Annotated in this window: 18 protein-coding genes; 12 read left to right on the top strand and 6 right to left on the bottom strand. The window is 66.6% G+C overall.

Translation table 11 applies throughout. The annotated features are described in order from the left end of the window. Positions 1 to 19: 19 nt before the first annotated feature. From ACIQF4_RS11580 to ACIQF4_RS11560, 5 genes are all read right to left on the bottom strand, one after another. Complete coding sequence (locus ACIQF4_RS11580) at positions 20 to 1474, bottom strand: M50 family metallopeptidase (protein ID WP_400514760.1); 1455 nt, start codon at positions 1472 to 1474, stop codon at positions 20 to 22. A gap of 235 nt (positions 1475 to 1709) precedes the next feature. Next, a complete protein-coding gene (locus ACIQF4_RS11575; protein WP_256248771.1) occupies positions 1710 to 2183 on the bottom strand; it encodes a hypothetical protein in 474 nt (157 codons plus the stop codon). Positions 2184 to 2186: 3 nt separating this feature from the next. Then, positions 2187 to 2573, bottom strand: a complete 387-nt coding sequence (locus ACIQF4_RS11570; protein WP_256248772.1) for a hypothetical protein — start codon at positions 2571 to 2573, stop codon at positions 2187 to 2189. Positions 2574 to 2599: 26 nt separating this feature from the next. Beyond that, positions 2600 to 3913, bottom strand: coding sequence for a hypothetical protein (locus ACIQF4_RS11565; RefSeq protein WP_400514758.1), 1314 nt, complete (start codon positions 3911 to 3913; stop codon positions 2600 to 2602). A 52-nt stretch (positions 3914 to 3965) separates the two neighbouring features. Then, the gene (locus tag ACIQF4_RS11560) at positions 3966 to 4433 is read right to left on the bottom strand and encodes a hypothetical protein (protein ID WP_256248774.1); all 468 of its coding nucleotides are present in this window, start codon (positions 4431 to 4433) and stop codon (positions 3966 to 3968) included. 2114 nt (positions 4434 to 6547) lie between these two features. Between ACIQF4_RS11560 and ACIQF4_RS11555 the strand changes: the two genes are divergently transcribed. Then, positions 6548 to 6880: a hypothetical protein gene (locus tag ACIQF4_RS11555; RefSeq protein ID WP_400514755.1), complete on the top strand. Its 333-nt coding sequence runs from the start codon at positions 6548 to 6550 to the stop codon at positions 6878 to 6880. Between the two features lie 168 nt (positions 6881 to 7048). Continuing rightward, positions 7049 to 7537: an SLOG family protein gene (locus ACIQF4_RS11550; RefSeq protein ID WP_256248776.1), complete on the top strand. Its 489-nt coding sequence runs from the start codon at positions 7049 to 7051 to the stop codon at positions 7535 to 7537. A gap of 124 nt (positions 7538 to 7661) precedes the next feature. Here ACIQF4_RS11550 and ACIQF4_RS11545 read toward each other — a convergent pair whose 3' ends face one another. Further along, positions 7662 to 7997 (bottom strand): Lsr2 family protein, encoded by a 336-nt coding sequence (locus tag ACIQF4_RS11545; RefSeq protein WP_056387574.1) that lies wholly within the window; start codon positions 7995 to 7997, stop codon positions 7662 to 7664. 207 nt (positions 7998 to 8204) lie between these two features. Between ACIQF4_RS11545 and ACIQF4_RS11540 the strand changes: the two genes are divergently transcribed. The 10 genes from ACIQF4_RS11540 to ACIQF4_RS11495 all read left to right on the top strand — a co-directional run bounded on the left by ACIQF4_RS11540 (position 8205) and on the right by ACIQF4_RS11495 (position 20563). After that, the gene (locus ACIQF4_RS11540; RefSeq protein ID WP_400514752.1) at positions 8205 to 10130 is read left to right on the top strand and encodes a DHH family phosphoesterase; all 1926 of its coding nucleotides are present in this window, start codon (positions 8205 to 8207) and stop codon (positions 10128 to 10130) included. 19 nt (positions 10131 to 10149) lie between these two features. Further along, on the top strand, positions 10150 to 10974 hold the full coding sequence (locus tag ACIQF4_RS11535) for a lysostaphin resistance A-like protein (protein ID WP_400514751.1): 825 nt from the start codon (positions 10150 to 10152) through the stop codon (positions 10972 to 10974). A 170-nt stretch (positions 10975 to 11144) separates the two neighbouring features. Further along, a complete protein-coding gene (locus ACIQF4_RS11530; protein ID WP_400514749.1) occupies positions 11145 to 11555 on the top strand; it encodes a hypothetical protein in 411 nt (136 codons plus the stop codon). Positions 11556 to 12675: 1120 nt separating this feature from the next. Next, entirely contained in the window at positions 12676 to 14604 is a 1929-nt protein-coding gene (locus ACIQF4_RS11525) for a phage/plasmid primase, P4 family (protein WP_400579961.1), read from the top strand. A gap of 7 nt (positions 14605 to 14611) precedes the next feature. Next, positions 14612 to 14848, top strand: a complete 237-nt coding sequence (locus ACIQF4_RS11520) for a hypothetical protein (protein ID WP_056387559.1) — start codon at positions 14612 to 14614, stop codon at positions 14846 to 14848. Positions 14849 to 15146: 298 nt separating this feature from the next. After that, positions 15147 to 18371, top strand: coding sequence for a hypothetical protein (locus tag ACIQF4_RS11515; protein ID WP_400514745.1), 3225 nt, complete (start codon positions 15147 to 15149; stop codon positions 18369 to 18371). A gap of 163 nt (positions 18372 to 18534) precedes the next feature. Further along, entirely contained in the window at positions 18535 to 18984 is a 450-nt protein-coding gene (locus ACIQF4_RS11510; RefSeq protein WP_400514743.1) for a hypothetical protein, read from the top strand. A gap of 6 nt (positions 18985 to 18990) precedes the next feature. Further along, positions 18991 to 19320: a VRR-NUC domain-containing protein gene (locus tag ACIQF4_RS11505; RefSeq protein ID WP_071416422.1), complete on the top strand. Its 330-nt coding sequence runs from the start codon at positions 18991 to 18993 to the stop codon at positions 19318 to 19320. Then, a complete protein-coding gene (locus ACIQF4_RS11500) occupies positions 19317 to 19736 on the top strand; it encodes a dATP/dGTP diphosphohydrolase domain-containing protein (protein WP_400514741.1) in 420 nt (139 codons plus the stop codon). The genes ACIQF4_RS11505 and ACIQF4_RS11500 overlap by 4 nt, the downstream gene beginning before the upstream one ends. Continuing rightward, the gene (locus tag ACIQF4_RS11495; RefSeq protein ID WP_400514739.1) at positions 19733 to 20563 is read left to right on the top strand and encodes a hypothetical protein; all 831 of its coding nucleotides are present in this window, start codon (positions 19733 to 19735) and stop codon (positions 20561 to 20563) included. The genes ACIQF4_RS11500 and ACIQF4_RS11495 overlap by 4 nt, the downstream gene beginning before the upstream one ends. Positions 20564 to 20597: the final 34 nt, after the last annotated feature.

The following is a 20597-nucleotide window of genomic DNA, read 5'->3' as shown; positions in this document are numbered from 1 at the left end:
AGGGCTGGTGCGGGTCCCGTCAGAGCCCCGACTTCAGCGGCACGACGATGTCGCCGACCATGAGCACCAGGCTCATCGACAGCATCGCCAAGCCGATCACGTAGGCGACCGGCAGCTGCCTGGCGACGTTGACGTGACCGGGATCAGGTCGGCTGAACCGCCGTGCCAGGCAGCGCCTGGCCCCTTCAAAAGCGCTGCCCGCGATGTGGCCGCCGTCCAGCGGCAGCAGCGGTATCAGGTTGAACACCCCGATGAAGAGGTTGAACGAGCCGACCACCAGCCCGAGCAGCGCAGCCTTGCCGCCGATGTCGAGGCCGGGTTTGGTAGATGCCGCGACCTCGCCGGCGAGCCTGGATCCACCGATGACCGACATGGGAGGGTCCTGGGCACGCTCGCCCTGACCAAAGATCGCCTGGGCGACGTTGTACACCCGGGCGGGCAGCTGCACGATGGAAGACACTGCGTGCCCGGTCATCTCACCCATGCGCTCCATCGTGTAGACCGGGCCGTGCCTGGTCACCACCTCGCGGGACTCCGGCTCGACACCGAGGAAGCCCACTGTCGCGGTCTGCTTCGGGCCGCCACCATCGAGGTCCCGCGGCATGGCGATCGTGTGCGAGGCCTGGAGCTTCACCTGCGTACCATCGCGCTCCACCTCCATGGCAGCGACGCTGTCGCCGTTGGCGTGGATCAGGTCCGACAGCTGTGACCACGAGGTGACTGGCTGGCTGTTGAAGCTGACGACCACATCGCCGGGACGCAGCCCCGCCGCCCGGGCGGGGGAGACCTGGTCGCTGTCTTGGCACGCAGTGCGCTTGGCGTCCTGGGGGATCACGCAGTCGGAGACGACGGAAACCGCAGGGCGGCCGGTCGGCTCGACCGAGTGCACGCCGTAGATGCCATAGACACAGAGGAAGCAGAGGAGCGCCAAGGCGATGTTCACCCCGGGGCCCGCCACCATCACCAGGATCTTCTTCGCCGCGGGCAGCTTATAGAACAGACGGTCAGCGTCGCCGGGTTCGACGAGCTCGAACTCCGCCGCCCGGGTCTGCGAGACCATCTGTGCGAACAGGCCCGTGTTGGACTTGCGCAGCGTGAGGGGCGCATCCGGGGTCGCGGCGCTGGCTGCAACGAGGACGTCGCTGTGAGCTTCCTGGCGTGCCGGCGCGGCTGCTGTATCGGCTGGCACCTGCTCGCCGCGGGAAATCTGCTGCTCGCGGTCCGTCTCGGGCGGGAACATACCGATGATCTTCACGTAGCCGCCGAGCGGGATGAGCTTGATAACGTACTCGGTCTCGCCCTTCTTCAGGGACCAGACCGTCGGACCGAAACCGACCATGTACTGGCTCACCCGGCACCCGAACTTCTTCGCGAAGTAGAGGTGCCCCAGCTCGTGCAGCGCGATCGAGACGAAGATCGCGGCCAGGAAGATCACCACACCGAGCGCGTACAGGGCGACCTCCGGACCCGTCACGGCGTGTACCCCTCATCGGGCCGGCTCTGTGCGATCGTCATCAATGCATCCCCTCGTCGTGCCTCGTCTGTCGATGCTCTATCGCGATAACAGCGAACATCGACTCGTATACGTCAATTCTCGCATGTCGAATGCAATTCAGACAGGACGCGGCATTGATGCCGAGAGATGCGAAGAGCCCTTCCTGATCCTCTTTCGATGATCAGGAAGGGCTCTTCGCCCACGCGGACCCGGGTCAGTCCGAGTCACCGCGCGTCAGCTCAAGAGCAGCCGCCTCACGCTCCCTGTAGACCTCGTAGAGCGTCCGGCCCGCCGCATCGACCTGCAGGAACGCCAGCAGCGCCTGGTCGACGTCGATCATCCCGGCGGCCACAAGCGCGAGCTGCGCCTCGAGCCAGGTCTTCATCACGCGCCACGCAACACGCTCAGCCTGGGCCCGGCTGGTCCGCTCGGCGCGCGATCCCGCCTTCAGCCGGCCGGCGGCGTCCTCCTTCCGCAGCAGCGCCTCCATGCGGTCGACGCTGGCTGGAAGAGAGAAGCCGCGCTGACCATGCGGCGTCGCGAGCAGGAAGTCCAAGGAACTGGGCACGCCGGAGGCGTCGTAGTCGACGCTGATCCGGCGGGCCCCGTGCTGCGCGAGCAGCGCCTGCATCTCGGCGACGGTCTGCGCCGCCGAGATCTTCGTGGAGTAGTTGACCGGCGCGGCCACGGCTCAGCTCTCCTGGTCGTCGTCCACCGGCACCAGCTCGCCAATGCCGCGGACCGTCCAGTCGCCGCTCGCCACATTGACGAGCGTGCAGTTCGACCCGGCGGTCGCCTCCGAGTCATACTCCTCGAAGACGTAGACCCGTGGCGGCGTGTGCACGCCTTCGTAGACGTCCTCATCGAGCATCACGCGGCCGCCGAGCTCGACGCCCTTGTGCACGACGACGTCGGGCGACTGTTCCGCCTCGTCGTCCCAGTCGACGGCGTGGGTCCCAGCGGCCGGGGCCGGAGCCCCGGCCAGCGAGCCGAGAAGCTCGGTCCGGCGCACATCGAGCTCAGTCAGCCGACCGAGGAGCTGACCCTGCTCGTCCTGCAAGGCCAGCAGCTCGGTCACGGCCACGGAGGGGCCAGGCGCGACTATCACGCCGCGGCCTTGCTGCGCTTGCCCTCGGGCTTCTGGATCTCGACGGCCTTCGCCGCCAGGTACAGGCCCTCACGGTTCAGGTGGCGCGAGTACGCGGCGTCGAGGTAGAGCACCGGGATGCCGCCGGCGGCCTTCTGCAGGACAGGGCGCAGGATCTCCTTGATCGGGCCCGAACCGCCGCCGTAGACGTACACCACCTCGGTGGTGCCGCCGACCTCGGCGAGGACGTCCTCGAAGCGTGCGCCGATCTCCTCGGCCAGGTACTCGGCCTCCTCGTCGACGTAACCCTTGGCGCGGTCAAACCTGCCCTGGAGGAATACGCTGGGCTCCTGCTGCAGGAAGTCGGCCAGCGCCTTGCGGTTCTTGAACCGCAGGTCCTTGTCTCCGCTGGTGCTCATGCGGTCCAGCGCGTTCGTCAGCGCGGTGCCGTAGCCCTGGTCCAGCGTGCTGGCCGCTTCGGAGTTGAACGCGCCGTCGGTGAAGACGGGGAAGTTCACGGTGCCCTCGCCGACGTCGACGCCGACGGTGTTGCGCACACCGACCAGCAGCTCGGCGGTGACACCCTGCAGGCGCGCGGCCTCCTCGGGGTCCGAGGCCAGAAGATCGTCCAGCAGAGCCTGCGCCAGCGGCGCGCCCTTGTCGGTGATCGCGAACTGCGCGGACGCGCCCTCGGGCAGGACCTGCACATCCTCAAACTGCAGGCGCACGGTGACCGGCGTGGAGAAGTTCTTCACGGTCACCAGGTGCACCGTGGGGTCAGCCGCGCCCAGGAGTCCCACGAACTGGGCAGCGTAGGCGCTGCGGCGCTGCACGTACTCGGCAATCGGCAGAGCGAGGCCCGTGCGCACTGAGGCACGCAGCTCGCGGTCCGGCAGCGCGCCGTGCTCGCGGACATAGTCGCGCAGGGCCTTGGCGGCGAAGACGCCCAGGACAAGCACCGAGCTCAGTTCCTGGTCAGCCTTCGAGCGGGATCCGACGACCTCGAACTGCGTGAACTTCGACCCCGGGGTGCTCAGTGCCGCGCGGCCGAAGGTGCGCAGGTCCGAGTGCCCGATCAGGGGAGTGGTGAACGAGGCGGCGACGCGGTTGTAGAAGTCGTCCTCCACCACGATCTTGAAGGCATCCGAGTCAGCCTCGGGCACCTTGGGCGTGGAGCGCGAGGTGCTCACCACGGCCGAAGGAAGGTCGATCGTGTCGAAGACCTCCTTGCCGTGGACCTCGCCGCGGATGACGCCCTTGACGTATCCGTTGCCGACGTCGATGCCGCCGGTGAGCTGGATGGTCTTCCCGGCGGTGCGGGTGTTGCTCATGGTTGTGTCCCTCTCGGTCAGGAAGTCGGTGTCTCAGGAAGTGCGGTGCGGATCAGCGGGTGAGGAAGGCGTCCAGCCCCGAAGGGACAGAAGGCTCCTCGACGGGAACAGGGTGGGGCTCGCGGACGGGAGGCGTGGGCGGCGGCTGAACAGCCTGGGCTGCCTCGACGCGCTGCACGGGCTCTGAAGGAACAGCAACAGGCACGGCAGCCTCGTCACGGCTTTCGCGACTCTCGTGCTGGCTTTCACTCCCGTCACGGCCGTCATCGCCACGTTCCTCTCCTTCATGGGCCTCGCTGCGCCCAGGGTCCTGCTCGCCCTGCGGCGGGCGGCCGCGCCGGGGAAGCTGCTCGACGGGACGGTTGACCACGTCGATGTAGCCGTCGCGCTGGATGGACTCGCGGATCAACAGCTGGAGCGACCTCGAGATGTCGTACTGCTCGTCGAGCCACCGGTTCGTCGACTCGTCGGCCCGCGGGACGCTCCAGCGCAGACGGCGCGGCTCGGCCTTATCGGTCATTGCGAGCACCCCCTTGCGCCCTCGTGCTGATGGACACTGTCCTCGGTCATCGCGGCCCCCTCTCATGCGCGGTCCCCGAGGCGCTACTGCCAGTCGAGGACCTTTCGACTCATTTATCAGTCATCATTCTACTGGTCTTTCAATGGTCTCTGCAAGGACCACGCCAAGACCAGCAAAAGGCCACCAGCAGATCAGGCCTGCATCACCGTGAGCGACCCCTGGCCGCGGCGGGGCCCGTGGGAGCCGCCGGCAGGACCCGCAGAAGACCACGGGTCAGCCGAGGAACCAGAAGACACAGGACTCATCAAGGGCTCACCCGGGACCGGCACGCGGTCCGCTGCGGACCAGCAGAAGACCTCGATCAGGCCACGGCACATTGGAGGGCGCTCGGTGGTCCCACACAAAGCACAGAAGCGCCCTCGAAGAGACCAGCAACAGTCCACCGTCGCGAGCCGGACCAGAGCAGACCTGTAAGAGACCATCATGGGACCAGCAGGACGCCCGAAGCGGCCCCGAGGAGTGCCCTCCGGAACTCAATGGGGTCTGAATGGCCTTTCTGGACTCTCTCGGGTCTTGTATGGGTCTGGTCTGTGTCCCTGTCTGGCCATGCCGGTGCAATGATCTGTCCACTCGGGGACCAGAAGGGGTCCAGCGATGCGGCATGGACCGGTACCTGGCGACAGTCCTGGAGCGAGCGGAAGAGCTGTCGGAACATGGTGGAGCAGCTGTGGTTGCGCCTGTGGCGTCACCGACCCGCCCGGGGGCCGCAGGGAGAGCGGAGGGAAAAGGCGAACCGGGTAGTAGGGCCCCGCATGGAGCGAAAGGGCAAATACTCCGCTTCCTGGAGAGGCTCACGGGCGGTGGGGGTCCAGAAGGTGAGAACCCGTGAGCCTCTCCAGGAAGCTGCACCTGATGGGAGACCCGGACGGCTCGGTGACGCTGTGGAAGCGGGGGCTCCCGTTGGATCCAGGGAGGCTTCATGCTTCCCGGGAAAGCTCCTCTTCTGATGCGTCCACGAGGGACAGGCCGGGCGGTGGCCGTCGAGGACTCGCTGTCGCTCGTCCGGGGGTGCAGCTGCCACCAGGAGGTGCAGGCGGTCGGCCCGGAACGGACCCCGGCCAGGAAGCGGTGGGGGCCCGCCTCGGACGCGGAGCGACAGGTGCTGGCGCGACCGCGAAACAGAGCCGGAGTGAGCGCCCGCACACCGGTGCGACAAGCGCACCGACAGATCAGTGCAGTGCTGTGACAGCAGAGTTTTCCACAGCCTGACGCGACAGGTCGCGAGGAGTGGTGGACCGCTGCGCGCCGGGTCTGATGCGCCTGCGGCAGCAGGATGCACCAGGGGGTGCGGACCGGGCTGCGCCCGACGTCGCTAACGCTACGTGTGAGGACCTGTACGGGTACCCGCTCGTGCCTCGCGGTGGTGCGGAAGATGCATCCGTACGGCGTTGCAGCGGACGGCAAAAGGGCTGTACACCCAAAAGCCCGTAAATCCAGCGGAAACGACGTGACCCGTACACCCGCTGCGCGGATGGAGAGGGGGTGTACGGGTCAAGGGTGTACGGGTCGTTTCCCCTGATATTCCAGGCTTCCGCTAACGCTCCAGCCGTGGAATGGCGAAATGGCGGCAAGAGAGGAAAAGGGCATAAGGGAACCTGGCAACAGCGGTCCTGCGGACCCTCCGCTTCGCTCCGGTCTCTCGCTGCGCTTCGAGACGCTGTTGGTCGGCATAGCCGACAGGTTCCACCGCTCGCTTCGCTCGCCGGTCCGTCAGTCGCTGCGCTCCCTCCGGCTATGCCCAGCGCTGCGCTTGAGTGGAGGACGCCCCCGCCTGCCCCGCCGCATTTGTCCACAGGTGGACGACGCGGCAAAGGGTGCAGCCAGGCGGTGGATCACCTGGCGCTGCGCACCAGGTTTGTCCGAGGAGGACGGCCCGTCGGCCGGCCCGCTGCGCGGCCCAGTCGGAGCAGTTCCCGACACGGTTCACCAGTGGGCCGTCAGGCCAGCGGAGCTGGCACGGGAGCTGGACCGTACATCGAGTCTCCGCGGACCCCTGGCGGGACCTGCACTCGATGCCCGACACCTGCATCCCGAGAAACAGAAGAGGCATCGTCATGACACACGCCCGGAAGGCATCCAGGTCCGCACGCCGGCGACAGCCGCAGCTCTCGCCCTACGACACCGGAGCCAGGTGCGAGGCCAAGCCGTGGATCCCCTACGGAGAGCGAGTCACTGCGGCGACTCCGGCGGAGAGCTTTGGCAAGGTCGACTTCGACGATGAAGAGAGCGGCACGGTCTGCGTCGCCTACCTCGAGCGCGACATGGACGGTGGATACACCCTTCACGTCGCACCGCTCAGCGAGGACCGGAAGGTCCGGGTGGCAATCCATTACGAACGCGGCGTTGCCAGGGTCAACGGTGCCCAGGCGTCGGCAGCTGCCGCGTAGTGACCTGCCGACTGAGAAGGAACACCGGGAATCATTCCGGAAAACATTGCGGCGAAAGAGAACGCGAATGATGCAGCGACAGACGAGTATCACAATCCGGACTGCCACCGCGGCGGCCTAGGCGGGATCTATGCCGATGACCAAGATGACCAGCCGGGAGGCATCACGATGACCAGTGGATTCAGCCATGCCCTGCTCGTGACCGGTTCCCGAACCTGGGACGCCGCGGAGGCCATGAAGGCGGCTTTGAACGAGGCCTGGAGAGCCTGGGGACCGTCTGCGGTCGCCCGACCCGTGCTCCTGTCAGGGCACTGTCCCAAGGGTGCTGACGCCATGGCCGAGCGGCTGTGGCGGGCTGCCGGCTTCGAAGTAATTGAGTTCCCGGCCGACTGGAGCGCTGAGCCCAAGGCGGCGGGCTTCACCCGGAACCAACGGATGGTCGATGCCCTCGTCGCCATGCGCGCCGGGGGAACGCAGGTCCGTGTCGCCGCCTTCCTGGACCTTTGCAGCAAGTGCGACCAACGCACCGGCCAGCAGCAGCTGATGCCCGGAACGCCAGGGCACTTCTCACATGGCACCGTGCACGCCCGCTCCCGCGCCCTGGCTGCAAGCATCGAGGTCGAAGACATCATCCACCCGCGCCTGCCTCCGTTCTGACAAGTGCACACCCCGGACATGACAACAGCCCTGCAGCTGGTGCTGCAGGGCTGTCGATCCTTGATTCGAATAGGTGGCCGGAAATCTCTCCGGTATGGCCCGAAAGACTGCGGAAAGGGTGAGGCTAGAGAGTCCGCTCGATGCCGTGTGCCTCATCGTGGGCCTTCATGACAGCTTTCGGAATGCGACCAAACTCGGGCACTTCATGACCGTTCTCGCGCGCCCACTTACGGATCTCCTCACGTTCCTCGGGCGTCGTCTCGGGCACGAGTCGCTTCTTCTCGCCCTTCTTAGTGGCCTTTCGACCCTTACTGATGTATTCCTTGAGATTCTTCTCAAGCTCTTTGCGCTCTTCGTCGGTCAGGTCTATCTCGAACCAGGTGTCGCCCAGTCCGAAGGTGACTGTGGCAGCATCCGGCTTGCCACTGATGTCCGACTCCACAATATTTCGAATAGCCATGTCTTGAATGGTAGACGATCCGAACCACCTTAGAGAAGTCTTTGGGCGCGCCAGAACGACAGATCTTTCGAATGCCTTCATCCTAGGCCGAAAACACTGCAATACCAGCATAATCCACCTGCCACACTGCTAAAATCACACTGCCAGTGCGTGCCTTTCCCCACCCCTGTAAACCGACCATTCGACACGATCGAGAGGCCCCCCACCATGACCATTCTCCAGACCGTCGACGACCATCCGCTGACGGACGACGGCGTCGACCTGTTCGCCCTGATGTGCCAGCGCCGCGGCTGGACCGACGAGTACCTCCGCGAGATCGAATCAGCTGAACACGACGAGCTCCTGGGCCTGGCCGAGATGGTCGAGGCCCTGGAAGACGCCCGGGCCGCCGGCCACAAGGTCACCATCGCCCCTGACTTCGACATGGACGGGATCTCCTCCGGTGTGCTCGGCTACGCCGGACTGTCAGAGCTCGGCTTCGACGTCGAGCTGCACGTGCCCGACTACCGCCGCGGCCACGACCTCACGCCCGAGGACATTGCAGAGATCGCCGCGACGTGGCCGGACACCAAGGTCCTGCTGACCTGCGACGGGGGAGTGAACTCCCACCGCGGGATCGCCGCCGCCCGGGCTCTGGGATGGAAGACCCTGGTCACCGACCACCACGAGGAGCTCGAACCCGGTTCGAGCGCCGACGTCACCGTCGACCCCTGTCGGATGGACGAGACCTACGCCAACACCGGCATCTGCGGCGCGCACGTGCTCTACCAGGTGTTGGAGGCCTATGCCCGCGTCCACCGGCCGGAGAAGCTCTGGGAGATCCGCCTGCTGCGCCTGTTCGCCGGCCTGGGCACCGTCTCCGACGTCATGCCCGTGCTGTACGAGAACCGGCAGCTGGTGCGCGACTCGCTGTCCATCGCACGGCTGCTGTACGCGCCCGCGCCGCGCACGGTCCCGACCCCCTGGGGCTTCGACCCGGACCCCGAGGCGATCGACGTCGGGCAGTCGACGCTGATGCAGCTGCTGCGCGTCGACCCGCACCACCCGGCCTTCGTCCGGGCCTTCGAGGGCTTCGCGGTCCTGCTGAAGGCTTTCGGCCAGGCAGGCAAGGTCCGCGACATCGACAGCATCGACGAGGGCTTCTACGGGTTCTACCTCGCGCCGGCGATGAACTCCCCGCGCCGCACGGGCGACCCGCTCGCACCGTGCTTCGGCGTGTTCACCGCGCCTGACCAGGACTTGATGCTCGAGGCGGCACACCAGGTCATCGCGACCAACGAGAGCCGCAAGGAGCTTGTCGAGGTCCACGCCCGGGAGCTCGAGGAGGGTGATCAGCCGCTGGCCCCCTGGGTCTACTTCTCCGAGGCTTACCCGGGCATGTACGGTCTGCTCGCCAACCGGCTGATGGAGCGCCACGGCCACCCGGTCGTCGTGCTCAACCGTCCCGCCGGGCCGGATGACTACGTCGGAGGCTCCGGCCGGGCACCGTCGTGGTTCGGCATCATCGACACGCTCGAGCACCAGGACGGCATGCGCGCCATGGGCCACCAGCAGGCCTGCGGCGTCAAGGTCGACCGGGCGGAACTGCTCGACGGTCTGGTCGAAGCATTGCGGGAGGCCACGCAGGTTGCCCTGCTGGCTGTCGTCCAGGATGAGCGCCGGGCCGACCTGGTCCTGGGCCCGGACCGGGACTGCGATGCTGGCCTGGACGACCTGGAGCCTCTGGTCGGCTTCGTCCGGCGTGTGGAAGCGCTGCGGCCCTTCGGCCACGGCTTCGTCGAGCCGGTGGTCGAAATCGCTGTCGAGCCCCTCGGGCTGCGGGTGGACCGGATCGGTTCCGATACTGACTGCGGCCATGAGCGCACCGACGCCAACCTGATGACCAACGCCCGCGGCTACCGCGTGTGCCGCCTGTGCAAGAAGCACCTGCGGCTGGTCACCAGGTCGGGGCTGTCCTGCCTGTGGTGGAACGTCGCCGAGGAGAAGGAGCCGGAGATTTCGGCTCTGACGCGGTCGGCCAGCCGCACCGAGGTCGGAACGCTGCGTTTCATCGCGAAGCTGCAGCTGAACACCTTCCGCGGCGAGACCCGCGTCCAGGCCGTCATCGAAGAGCAGATCCCCGCGTCTGTCTGACCACGGAAAGGAGGCGGGGATGCCCGCTCCACCGATCAAGTCCCGGCTCGTCTCCATCGCGTGGTGTGTCCTCGTGCCCCTCGGCGTGCTCGCCGCCTACCTGGGACTTGGCCTTGCCGTAGTTTCCGTGGTCGCCGAGCCCGTCCTGGGCACGGCGGTGCTCGGAGGCCTGGTGGCGCTGCTCGTCGGCGCTGCCAGGCTCTTCCGGCCCCGGTGGTTCGCCAACGCGCCAACGGTCCGACCGATGTCCGGAACACCGCGCTTTACCCGAACGGTGCTTGGGTGCCTGGCTCTGGCGTTCTTCGCCGGCCAGTCCCTGGCCCTGTGGCTCTATACCCTGGGCGGCTCGGCGGGATTCGATGAATCGACCCGAGCCAGGACAGACGCCGGTCCCGTCGTGGCCCTCCTGCTCGCACTGGTGGCAGCGCCGGTGGCCGAGGAGATGCTTTTCCGCGGCCTGCTCTACCCGCTGCTGCGGCGCAGGGTCGGCATCGTCGCGGCCGTGCTCGTCGCCGCCGCGGGCTTCAGCCTGCTGCACGCCAACGTCGTCCAGTTTGCTGCCACGCTGCCCCTGGCGGTGCTGCTGGCGCTGGTCTACGAACACACCCGCGTCCTGTGGCCGTGCGTGCTGCTCCACCTGGCCTTCAACCTCGCGGCCGTCCTTGTCCCCGCCCAGCTGCTGGGCGCACTGGCGAACCCCGTCTCAGCGCTGCTGATGACCGCGGCGTTCCTCGCGTGCGCCCTGGCGGTGTACCGCATGGCGGCACCCGCGCCCGGGCCTGCACAGGACGACAGGGAAGCCGGCGGGGAAGAAGGCAGGGAAAACGAGCCACAGGCCGCATAGCGGCCGGGCTCAATGTGCAGGACTGACGCTGGTGCCCTCCGGGCGACCTTTCGGCCGTGGGCCGACGGTCGCTCCGGAGGGCCTGCTCTCGGGTGACCGGGGTGATCCGGTCACCGGGGGATTGGCTGAAGGATTTTCGTCAGCCAGACCTGAGAGGAGGTGGATCCACCATGGCAGTCGTCAACAAGTGCGCGTATGACGCGCAAGGCCGGCTCGTGCGCCCCACCGGCAGCGAAGTCCGCCGCGCGCGGTTCGCCAGCGACTTCGACACCGGTGAGAGGCCGACCTTCGATCGAGGGTCCATGCACTTCTTCACCATGAGCACCAGCGGCCGCACGGCGGAGCAGGCGCACGAACGCGCCCGCGAGATGCTCGCCCGCTTCTTCGAACGCGCCGAGTCCGTCGCTGGCTTCCGCAAGCTCGAGATGCGCCGGAGGCAGGGTGTGATGCCCTGCAACGGCAACGTCTCCATCACCTACGAGATCCTGTACGCCGTCGAGGACGGCCACCGGGTCCGTGCCCACATACCCGAGTCCCCCAATGCGGGATACCGGCGAGGCCGCAGCGCGGCCGCCTTCTAGGCGGCCGGCGCACCCTGGGCCTCGCACCAGCGTGAACGCGCAGAAAGGCCGGAGAGCTCCCTTCCCACGGGGATGCTTCTCCGGCCTTTCTGTTTTCACGTTCCTGTGACAACAACGCCTGGTGACGGTTCCTGGCCCTAACACCAATGCCCACTCTATCAGTGTCGATTCATCATGTGCAATGCAGTCGGCATCCCATTCCGGCGACCATTCGAAGGTCTGTCTCGGAATCACTGGGAATAACTCGGAAGCCCGGTCGACCAGGACGCCGGACCCATCGCGATCGCTCCCGTCAGGGCCGTCAGGGCCTGATGCTCCGCTGCACGGGAGGACGCAGCGCCGAGGTGTACCACGTGTCGTGGTACACCTCCCGATCCCCGTGCTGGCCTGCTCAAACGGCGGGTCAGGCGACCGCGGCGGAGGGAGTCTGTACCACGTGCCCGAGCGGACGTGGTACGCGGTTTTGCCTTGGTAGATCAGCGTTTTCGGCAGGTGTACCACGAGTACCACCAGATTCCGAGCGTTTACATATGTGCGCGAAGGACGCCTCCGATCGGTCATCCAGCCAGTATGAGCTCTTATCCCCATGCGCGTATATCTAGTCTTTATTTAGTGGTACAAGTGGTACAGGGGGTATATAAAGCCCGTCTGACCAGGGCAAACGCCTGTACCACGTGCAAATCTCCATGTGGTACACCCCGTTTGGAGAAGTCCTGAAATCCCCGACTGACCAGGGGAAACAGGTGTACCACGTCAGGTGGTACACCTTCCGATACCCATTGGGGGTATACCGGCTCGCTGCTGCAGCCGGATCCCAGCTCTGGAGGTTCCCGGCCGGCCGGTCGGAAGAACTCCCCTAACCCCGACCAGAGGGTCGGGCGGCTCACGCCGCCCGCGGGGGAGTGCTCGAGCACGAGAAGCCAGCGGCTCCGTGGGGCATACGCCCCCGGAGCCGCTGTTTCTCATTCCAGACCGCACGCTCTCGTCGTGTCGCCGTGGCCTCCGGGTCTCGCGCGCGACCCCTCCGAGCCCCACCCGGGTACCACCCGGGACCTCTGTCGGACCATGAGTCGACTATCATTCGACTCGTTGCGAAAGACCATTCGGATGGCATAGAGTCGTGAGCACGTTCCTATTCGATTACGAGACCAATCGGCTTCCCACTCACTGCCGGCAGGTACTCGACGCGATCGAGAAAGACAGCAGCATGACGACTCCTGACGACCCAACGCCCGTCTTCGACGAGGACTTCGACACCCCCTCGACCAACCCTGTCGCCGACGCCTTCACCGAGGTCATGACGTACTTCGCCGACGGCGGCGACATCGCCCCGCAAAACGAAATAGTCACGCGCGCGACCGAGGTCTACCTCCAGCTGATCGACCCGTCGGACCCGCCGGCACCGCGTCTGCTCGAGAAGCAGCTGCTCGCGATCGTGAACGGCGTCTCCAAGGCCGAGAACAGCAAGACCAAGGTGGCTGCCGAGAAGCTGCCCCTGGCCCGGCACCTGACCTACTGGCAAGTGGCGCAAATCCTGTTGAGCCTGCACCACGTGATCCGCATCGCCCCCAGCGCCAAGGACACTGACCGCGAGTACGACCTGCTGGCGATGTACCAGGCCACCGGCCCGGGCCGCGGCACGTACACCACCAGCGAGGACGATATCCGCACCACGGCACGCCGTTACAACACGCAGCTGACACTCAAGGAGTTCGCCGAGGTCCTGGCAGTACTCCGCGAGGACAGCCCGCGCCGGCACCAGTGCAGCCACAGAGACCTCATCGCCGTGAACAACGGCGTGTTCCACTACGGCCGCGAGGCCCGGGACATCCATGAGGGCGGCAAGGCCTTCCACTTCGAACCCAAGTCGCTCGTACCCTTCGACCCGGCACTGGTGTTCCTGGCCAAGTGCCACATCGACTACGTCGAAGACCCGGACAACCCGGTGATCGTCCACCCTGTCGACGGCTCGGTCTGGGACATCGAGTCCTGGATCCGCGAGCTCTCCGACGAGGAGGGTATCCCCGAGCTGCTCTGGGAGGTCATCGGCGCGATCATCCGGCCGCACGTCAGCTGGGGCAAGACTGCCTGGTTCTATTCAGAACAGGGCAACAACGGCAAGGGCACGCTGTGCTCGCTCATGCGCAACCTGTGCGGGCCACGCTCGCACACCTCGATCCCGCTGAGCGACTTCGGCAAGGACTTCGCGCTCGAGCCGCTCGTGCGCGCCAACGCGATCATCGTCGACGAGAACGACGTGGGCACCTTCATCGACAAAGCGGCCAACCTGAAGGCGATCGTCACCAACGACGTCATCCAGATCAACCGGAAGTACCGGATGCCGATCGCCTACCAGTTCTTCGGCTTCATGGTCCAGTGTCTCAACGAGTTCCCACGCGTGAAGGACAAGTCCGAAAGCTTCTACCGCCGGCAGCTGTTCGTACCGTTCAACAAGAGCTTCACCGGCATGGAGCGCAAGTACATCAAGGACGACTACCTCCAGCGCCGCGAGGTCCTGGAGTACGCCCTCTGGTACGTGCTCAACCGCGCCGGCGCAGCCGACCCGGGCAACTACTACCAGCTCTCCGAGCCGGTGGCGACCAAGGACGTCCTGGCCGAGTACAAGGAGGCCAACGACCCCGTGCGCGCCTTCTGGGAAGAGTTCCGCGAGCGGCTGGTGTGGGACCTGGTGCCTTTCACCTTCACCTATGACCTCTACAAGGCCTGGTTCGCAGACGTCTCGCCCTCGGGGTCGCCGGTGAGCAACAAGCAGTTCATCACGGACCTGGTTGCGATCGTGCGGCCTGACCCGCTGTGGCACTGCCCGGACAAGAACAAGAAGATCCGCCCCGGCCAGATGATGGCCACCCCCGAGACGACCATCGCCGAGTACGAGCTGAAGAAGTGGATGAACCCGCACTACAGCGGCTCGGACCCGAAAAAGAAGTCGCAGCCGGTCCTTCAGGCCAACTACCGCGGCCTGCTCCGGCATACCGGTCCCGCCGCCCAGGTGGACTCCGACGACGAGGACACCACAGGAGAGGACTGATCCGACCATGCCCACAATCGCCAGGGCCATCACCGAGCTCGCCCGGGCGGTGACCGACCTCGCCAAGCAACAGGGCAGGGCGAGCACCGCGCTGGCCGACGTCGCCCGCGAACAGCGGATCACCAACCTGATCGTCCGCTCGCAGATCAGTGCCGACCCGGAGGAGAAGCGGCGGCTCGTGGCTGAGGCCTCCAGCCGGATGGACGCCCCGCGCCGCCGCTCTCCACACAACCCGATCGACTGAAGACAAGAACGGAAAACAGGACATGACGCAGCCGCACCCGAACGAACCGGACTGGAAAGACGGATGTGCAGGAGAGGGAGTCTCACCCGGAAAGGAATGCGCCGACTGCATCGGACAGCGTGAGCACTTCGGCTACTCCCTGGTGGGCGGTCGATGGGCCCGCGGTGCCCGGCCGGTCCCCGCGCCCGTCACAAGGAAGAAGCGCCGCCTAAGGCCATACGCGGCAGCGCCCGGCACCCCGACCAGATAACTGCATACCCCGGCCGTGACGGCCGGTGACGACCGAAAGGCCAGACCCATGACCACCCAGCGCACCCCCGTCACAGCTGAGACCGCGCTCTTCACGTTCTACGACATCGAATCGCTGTCGAACGTCTTCACGCTGTGCGCCTACACCCCGCGGCCGGGCCGCGCCGTCCACGACCTGGAGATCTTCTTCCTGGCCGACGACCCGGCGCTGGTCGCCTCCGTCGACCCCCAGGCCCTCTACGACACCGTGATCCGCTCCAACCCGGGGCTGCCCGCGGTCAGCGTCCAGCTTTGGAACCTCGGCGGCGAACGGGGCAGCCTCCGGCTCGCCGAACTGATGGGCCTCTCGAACGCCGACCAGGTGTGCAACCACTCCGACCCAGGCGGGTACCCCGCGGCGCTGCGTCCGGTCTGCGACACAGACCCCGAGTACGACCCGGCACTGCATCCGTTCCTTGCTGGCTACAACTCAATGAACTATGACACGACCATGGTCGCGCTCTACCTCAACGAGGCGTTTCCGGCCCCGGGCAGCGGTCGGCCGTTTCAGCCGACCACGGCCCGTACTCTGCGCGACCACAACGACCAGCTCTTCTCGTCCCAGCACATCGAGTACATGCCTGGCTACCTCGGCTGGGACGGGGCGGCTGCGAAGATCCGCCGCGCCATGCTTCACTCGGGCCGGCACCTGGACGTGGCCCGGCTGAACGAACTGCAGTCCAAGGTCAGCCTCAAGCGCCTGCTCGGGATGCTCGGTCGCCAGATCAAGGAATCCGAGAAGCTCAGCCATGACACGAGCATCGAGGCGGTAGAGGACCTCTATGAGCTGCTGGCCTACAACGTCTCGGACTGCCTTGGTCTGGCCCAGCTGTTCCGGCACCCGGCGTACGCGAGCAACTTCGATCTCAAGGCCGCTCTGCTCGCCCAGTTCACCGAAACGGTGTTCACCAAGAACGGTGCGGTGCGCAAGGACCGGCTGGCAGTCGACTCCTCATCGGCAAAGTTCGTGGGCCGCATCCTCGCACCCTACGCCTCACTGGATGACATCGAGGCGGTGTCTTTCGTATATCCGCACCCCGAGGTCGCTAAAGAACGCGGGATCGAGCCGGTCAACGTGCTCGACGAGTGCGTGCGCTTCTTCGAGGAGAACGTCGCGCCCGACCCGGCCACCCACTCCGAAGTGACTGCAGCCCAGCGCGAGGCCCACCGGCAGTTCCTGCAGGTCGTGGCGTATTACCGCTCGATCGAGGGGCAGAACTTCAACGACTCCGAGGAGTACCGCGACAAGTTCAGCCTTCCGGCCAGGTCTCTGCGCGATGTGCCCAAGACCCCGAACAACGTGCCGTATTTCCGGGCGGACGCCTCGCCGTCGTCCTGCTTCGCTACGTTCTCCACCGGCGGCATCCACGGGGCCGAAGCCGACCTGTCGGTCTTCAACGCCGAGAAGGTCGAGCACAACGATCAGACCATGATGCTCATCCGGGCAGCGCAGACCTTCCCGGACGCAAAGGACTTCGTGGCCGAGGCCAAGCGTCAGCACGCCATGCTCCGCCTGCCCGACGGCACCTTCGTCGACAAGCGGCTGGTCCTGCTGGGTTCGGACCCGGAGAAGGTCAAGTACCGCAAGCCGAAGAAGGACGACCCTGACCAGGCCGGGCAGCTCGCCCGCGCCCAGGCCCAGGTGCCTGACCCGGCGGACTTGTTGACCACCCAGCGGCCCGAGGCGGAGGCACTGAACGTCGTCCTGCCCGACGGCGGTGTCCTGGAAGGCAAGGTGGTACTCGCCAACAGCACGGCCACCAATGCCGCCTACCGCGATGAGCCGGCCAAGAAGAAGCCGGAGCTGTTCATCGCCAAGGAAGACGGCTCCGACAAGCTGCACCCGAAGTTCGCACGCACCTCGGCTGGCCTGGTGATCCACGAGGACTTCACCAGCTACTACCCGAACCTGCTGCGCAACATGCGGGCGTTCTGGAACCCCGAGCTGGGTGAGGACCGCTACGCGAAGATCTTCTTCGACAAGGAGCGCTACGGCCAGGAGATTAAGGGGCTGAAGAAGCAGCTGGCGCAGCTTCCGGGCGACAGCCCTGAAGCTGCGCGGCTGAAGGCTCAGATCGCCGGGCTCGGCGTGCTGCGCAACGGCACGAAGCTGATCCTCAACTCGGCCTCGGGCGCAGGCGACGCAAGTCACCGGACGCCGATCCGGATGAACAACCGCATCATCTCGATGCGCATCCTTGGCCAGCTGTTCAGCTGGCGGATCGGACAGGCCCAGACCCTGGCCGGGGCGCGGATCATCTCCACCAACACCGACGGCCTCTACTCGGTCGTCGGCGGCGAGAACGGATTCGACGAAGCGACCAACAACCGGGTGCTCGCCGAGCAGCAGGAGGCCATCGGCGTCGACATCGAACCTGAGCTGATGTTCCTCATCAGCAAGGACTCGAACAACCGCCTGGAGCTGGAGGCCCCGGAGCCGGGGCGGTCCGTGGCAGACAGTCCGATCATCGCCGCCGGTGGCGGCACGCTGGCCTGCCACGCGGGCCCGACTCCGACGAAGTCGCTGGCCCACCCGGCCGTGATCGACTTCGCCCTGGCCCGCTACCTGCAGACGGTGGCGAGCAGGGGAGAGTCGGCGATCGCGGAGCCCTTCGACCTGATGCTGGGCCGGAAGGTGATCGAGGAGGCGGTCCTGGAGGACGACCCGATCCGGTCGCTCCTGTTGTTCCAGAACGTCATCGCGGCCTCCCGCGGCTCGATCACCTACCCCTTCTCGGCTGCACCCATCGACCCCGCCGTGGGTGTGAAGTACAGCGAGCAGGGTCACGTGACCAACGTCCGCGACCCGCAGGTGCTGCAGATGGTCAACCGGGTGTTCATCGTCCGCGAGGGCACTAAGAACGCCCGGAGCCTGCTCAACGCCGGTGCCTGGAAGGTCACCGCGGCCAGCCAGGCCAAGCGCCGCGAGGAGGACATCGGCCGGACCAAGCGCGACCCGGTCGCGCTGGAGGTGCTGCGCCATCACGGCTGGGCCCGCTCCCGCGCCGAGGCCAGCATGTCGGACGGGCTCGCCGTGCTCCCGGACGACCAGGACGTCGTGGTGCGGCGCATTAACGCCATCGACCCAACCTGGTCGATGGTCGTCGTCAACGACGACCTGCACCAGCTGCCGGCCGACCGGATCGAGCGGCTCATCGCCTCGCTGGACCTGGACACCTACGTCCGGATGCTCGAGGAGACGTTCACCAAGAACTGGATGAACGAGGCCGCCTGAGCCGATCCACCACAGCCCGCACAAGGGGGCCGCGCACGCCGCGGCCCCCTTGTTCAACCCTGTGCACCATTGCGAATGGTTCCGCACAGATCATTCACTTCGAGTCATAATTGAGTACGAAAGGCAATTCAGACTCGACACGACACGACCACGAGAGGCCATCATGTCCCAGTCAACACTCCCTGTCCGCTCCACTGACCCGGAGACCTCCTACGCCGCCGCCGTGAAGGCCGCGCTCGGCGCATCCCGCGTCCGTCCCATCGTGCTCGACATCGTCCGCGAGAAGGGCCCGCTCACCCACGACGAGCTCATCGCCGCTTGCCACGACCGCGTCGTCACCAGCCTCGGCGAGGTGCCGCGCTCCTCGGACTCCGGCATCCGTACCCGGCTCAAGGAGCTCGCCCACCAGGGCCTGGTGACCGTCGCCGACATCGACGGCTTCTCCAACTACCGCAATGCAGCCAAGCGCTGGGTCGTAGTCGACCCTGACGACCCGAGCTTCGTCTACGACCCGGACGCCATCGCTGCCTACATCGACGACGAGGACATCGTCGGCTTCGGGCACTTCCTTGACGGCGACGCCTCCGACGCTGCCGGGACCGACGAGGACTGAGCCCCCATGCCGAGGAAGAAGAACCAGCGGGAGAAGGCGGTCGAGCAGTACCTGCTCACGCAGTGCCGCCGGCACGGTCTGTTCTGCCTGAAGTTCGTGTCCCCGGCCCGCGGGGGCGTCCCCGACCGAATCGTCCTCACGCCCACCGGCACGGTCTTCGTCGAGGTCAAGCGACCCGGCGGAGACCTCGAGAAGCGCCAGCGCGTCATGCACGCCAAGATGCGCCGTTTCGGTGCCGAGATCCACGTCGTGGATGACGAGCAGGCCGTCGACGCCTTCATCACCCACGTGCTCGGTTACCGCCGGATCGAGAGCCAGCAGAAAGCAGCATCATGACCGCAACAGCCACGGCCGCGGGCCCGGAGACAGCCGCCCGCGACTACGAAACGAAAGACTCGGGATCACGCAGGGTCACCGCCTCCGGCATGCAGCGCGAGGTGAAGACAGGCCAGCCCCGCTTCGACCTGCTCGTACCGCTTCAGGTGCCCTACCAGGACCAGCTGCTCACCAGGACGGCCGCGCTCGTGGAGCGTGGAGCGCGCAAGTACGACTCGCACGACTGGGAGCAGGCCAGCACTGCCGCAGAGATGGAGGAGTTCCGCGCCAGCGCCTTCCGCCACTTCATGCAGTGGATGTGCGGCGAAGACGATGAGGACCACGCGGCTGCCGTGGTGTTCAACCTCCTGGCCGCGGAAAGCACCCGGACGATGATCGCCCGCGGTGACGCCGGAACCCCGGAGGCCGCCCGATGAGCGGCCGCGTCACCAAGGGCAACGGCCAGGCCACCTCGGCCTTCCGCCAGCTCACCCGGGCCGACCTGGGCACCTTCGATCGCGAGGCCACGGAGCTCGTGCTCGAAGCGATGCGGGCCGGCTGCGTTGGGCGTGTCTCGTCCCGGGGCCACGCCATCCTGCGCAACAATGCCGGCGGATCCGTCTCAGTGCCGCGCAACATGACCTCACCCAACCGCACGGCGCAGAACGCCCGTGCCGACATGAAACGGCTGCTCGGCGGGCACCGGGCCGATCATGCAGTATCCGCCGCAGACCGCAGGCCACGCGGGAAACTGCAGATGACCGTCGCGGTGGCCTTCGTGGAGCACCCAGCCGCCTTCTCCCGCTGGTTCGACGCCCAGCCCGAGGGCCTGCCTGCGGACCAGCTCATCGAGGTCTCGTTCGACGGGGCCGGGGAGCCGGCCTTCCAGGCCGTGCCCGTCGACGCGCCCGCGCAGCCCGATACACCGGAACAAGACCAGCCGGAGCCCGCGACGGCCCGGCCCACCCGCCGCCGGGGACACCTGATGATCGCGCCCGAGCCCGGGCAGGAAGCAGAGGACGACATGACCGCCGAGGCCAAGGAAGATTTGCCGTTTGCGACGCCCATACCCGATTCGGCCGTCGGGGATGCCTCTGCCGAAGCGGTGCTTGAGCGCGTACGCACCGCGCTGGGTGAGGACACGCGTGTCACCGCCCTGCAGCGCAGGATCGTCGGGCTGGAGGCAGAGCTCGCCGCCCAGACACGCCGGGCCGATGACGCCGAGGTCCGCCTGGGCCTTATCCGCGAGGCATTCCATGCCTGATCCCGACTACCGACAACCCACGAGAGGAGGCCGC

The organism is Pseudarthrobacter sp. NPDC092202 (assembly GCF_044755505.1).
GTDB lineage: Bacteria > Actinomycetota > Actinomycetes > Actinomycetales > Micrococcaceae > Arthrobacter.
This window is presented reverse-complemented; position numbering and strand designations above follow the sequence as displayed.

Bases quoted from the DNA above. Each gene is read 5' to 3' on its own strand.
- ACIQF4_RS11550 (WP_256248776.1), top strand. From the start codon at position 7,049: ATGACCAGTGGATTCAGCCATGCCCTGCTCGTGACCGGTTCCCGAACC.
- ACIQF4_RS11495 (WP_400514739.1), top strand. From the start codon at position 19,733: ATGAGCGGCCGCGTCACCAAGGGCAACGGCCAGGCCACCTCGGCCTTC.
- ACIQF4_RS11535 (WP_400514751.1), top strand. From the start codon at position 10,150: ATGCCCGCTCCACCGATCAAGTCCCGGCTCGTCTCCATCGCGTGGTGT.
- ACIQF4_RS11530 (WP_400514749.1), top strand. From the start codon at position 11,145: ATGGCAGTCGTCAACAAGTGCGCGTATGACGCGCAAGGCCGGCTCGTG.
- ACIQF4_RS11515 (WP_400514745.1), top strand. From the start codon at position 15,147: ATGACCACCCAGCGCACCCCCGTCACAGCTGAGACCGCGCTCTTCACG.
- ACIQF4_RS11500 (WP_400514741.1), top strand. From the start codon at position 19,317: ATGACCGCAACAGCCACGGCCGCGGGCCCGGAGACAGCCGCCCGCGAC.
- ACIQF4_RS11505 (WP_071416422.1), top strand. From the start codon at position 18,991: ATGCCGAGGAAGAAGAACCAGCGGGAGAAGGCGGTCGAGCAGTACCTG.
- ACIQF4_RS11540 (WP_400514752.1), top strand. From the start codon at position 8,205: ATGACCATTCTCCAGACCGTCGACGACCATCCGCTGACGGACGACGGC.
- ACIQF4_RS11545 (WP_056387574.1), bottom strand. From the start codon at position 7,997: ATGGCTATTCGAAATATTGTGGAGTCGGACATCAGTGGCAAGCCGGAT.
- ACIQF4_RS11565 (WP_400514758.1), bottom strand. From the start codon at position 3,913: ATGAGCAACACCCGCACCGCCGGGAAGACCATCCAGCTCACCGGCGGC.
- ACIQF4_RS11560 (WP_256248774.1), bottom strand. From the start codon at position 4,433: ATGACCGATAAGGCCGAGCCGCGCCGTCTGCGCTGGAGCGTCCCGCGG.
- ACIQF4_RS11520 (WP_056387559.1), top strand. From the start codon at position 14,612: ATGCCCACAATCGCCAGGGCCATCACCGAGCTCGCCCGGGCGGTGACC.
- ACIQF4_RS11555 (WP_400514755.1), top strand. From the start codon at position 6,548: ATGACACACGCCCGGAAGGCATCCAGGTCCGCACGCCGGCGACAGCCG.
- ACIQF4_RS11510 (WP_400514743.1), top strand. From the start codon at position 18,535: ATGTCCCAGTCAACACTCCCTGTCCGCTCCACTGACCCGGAGACCTCC.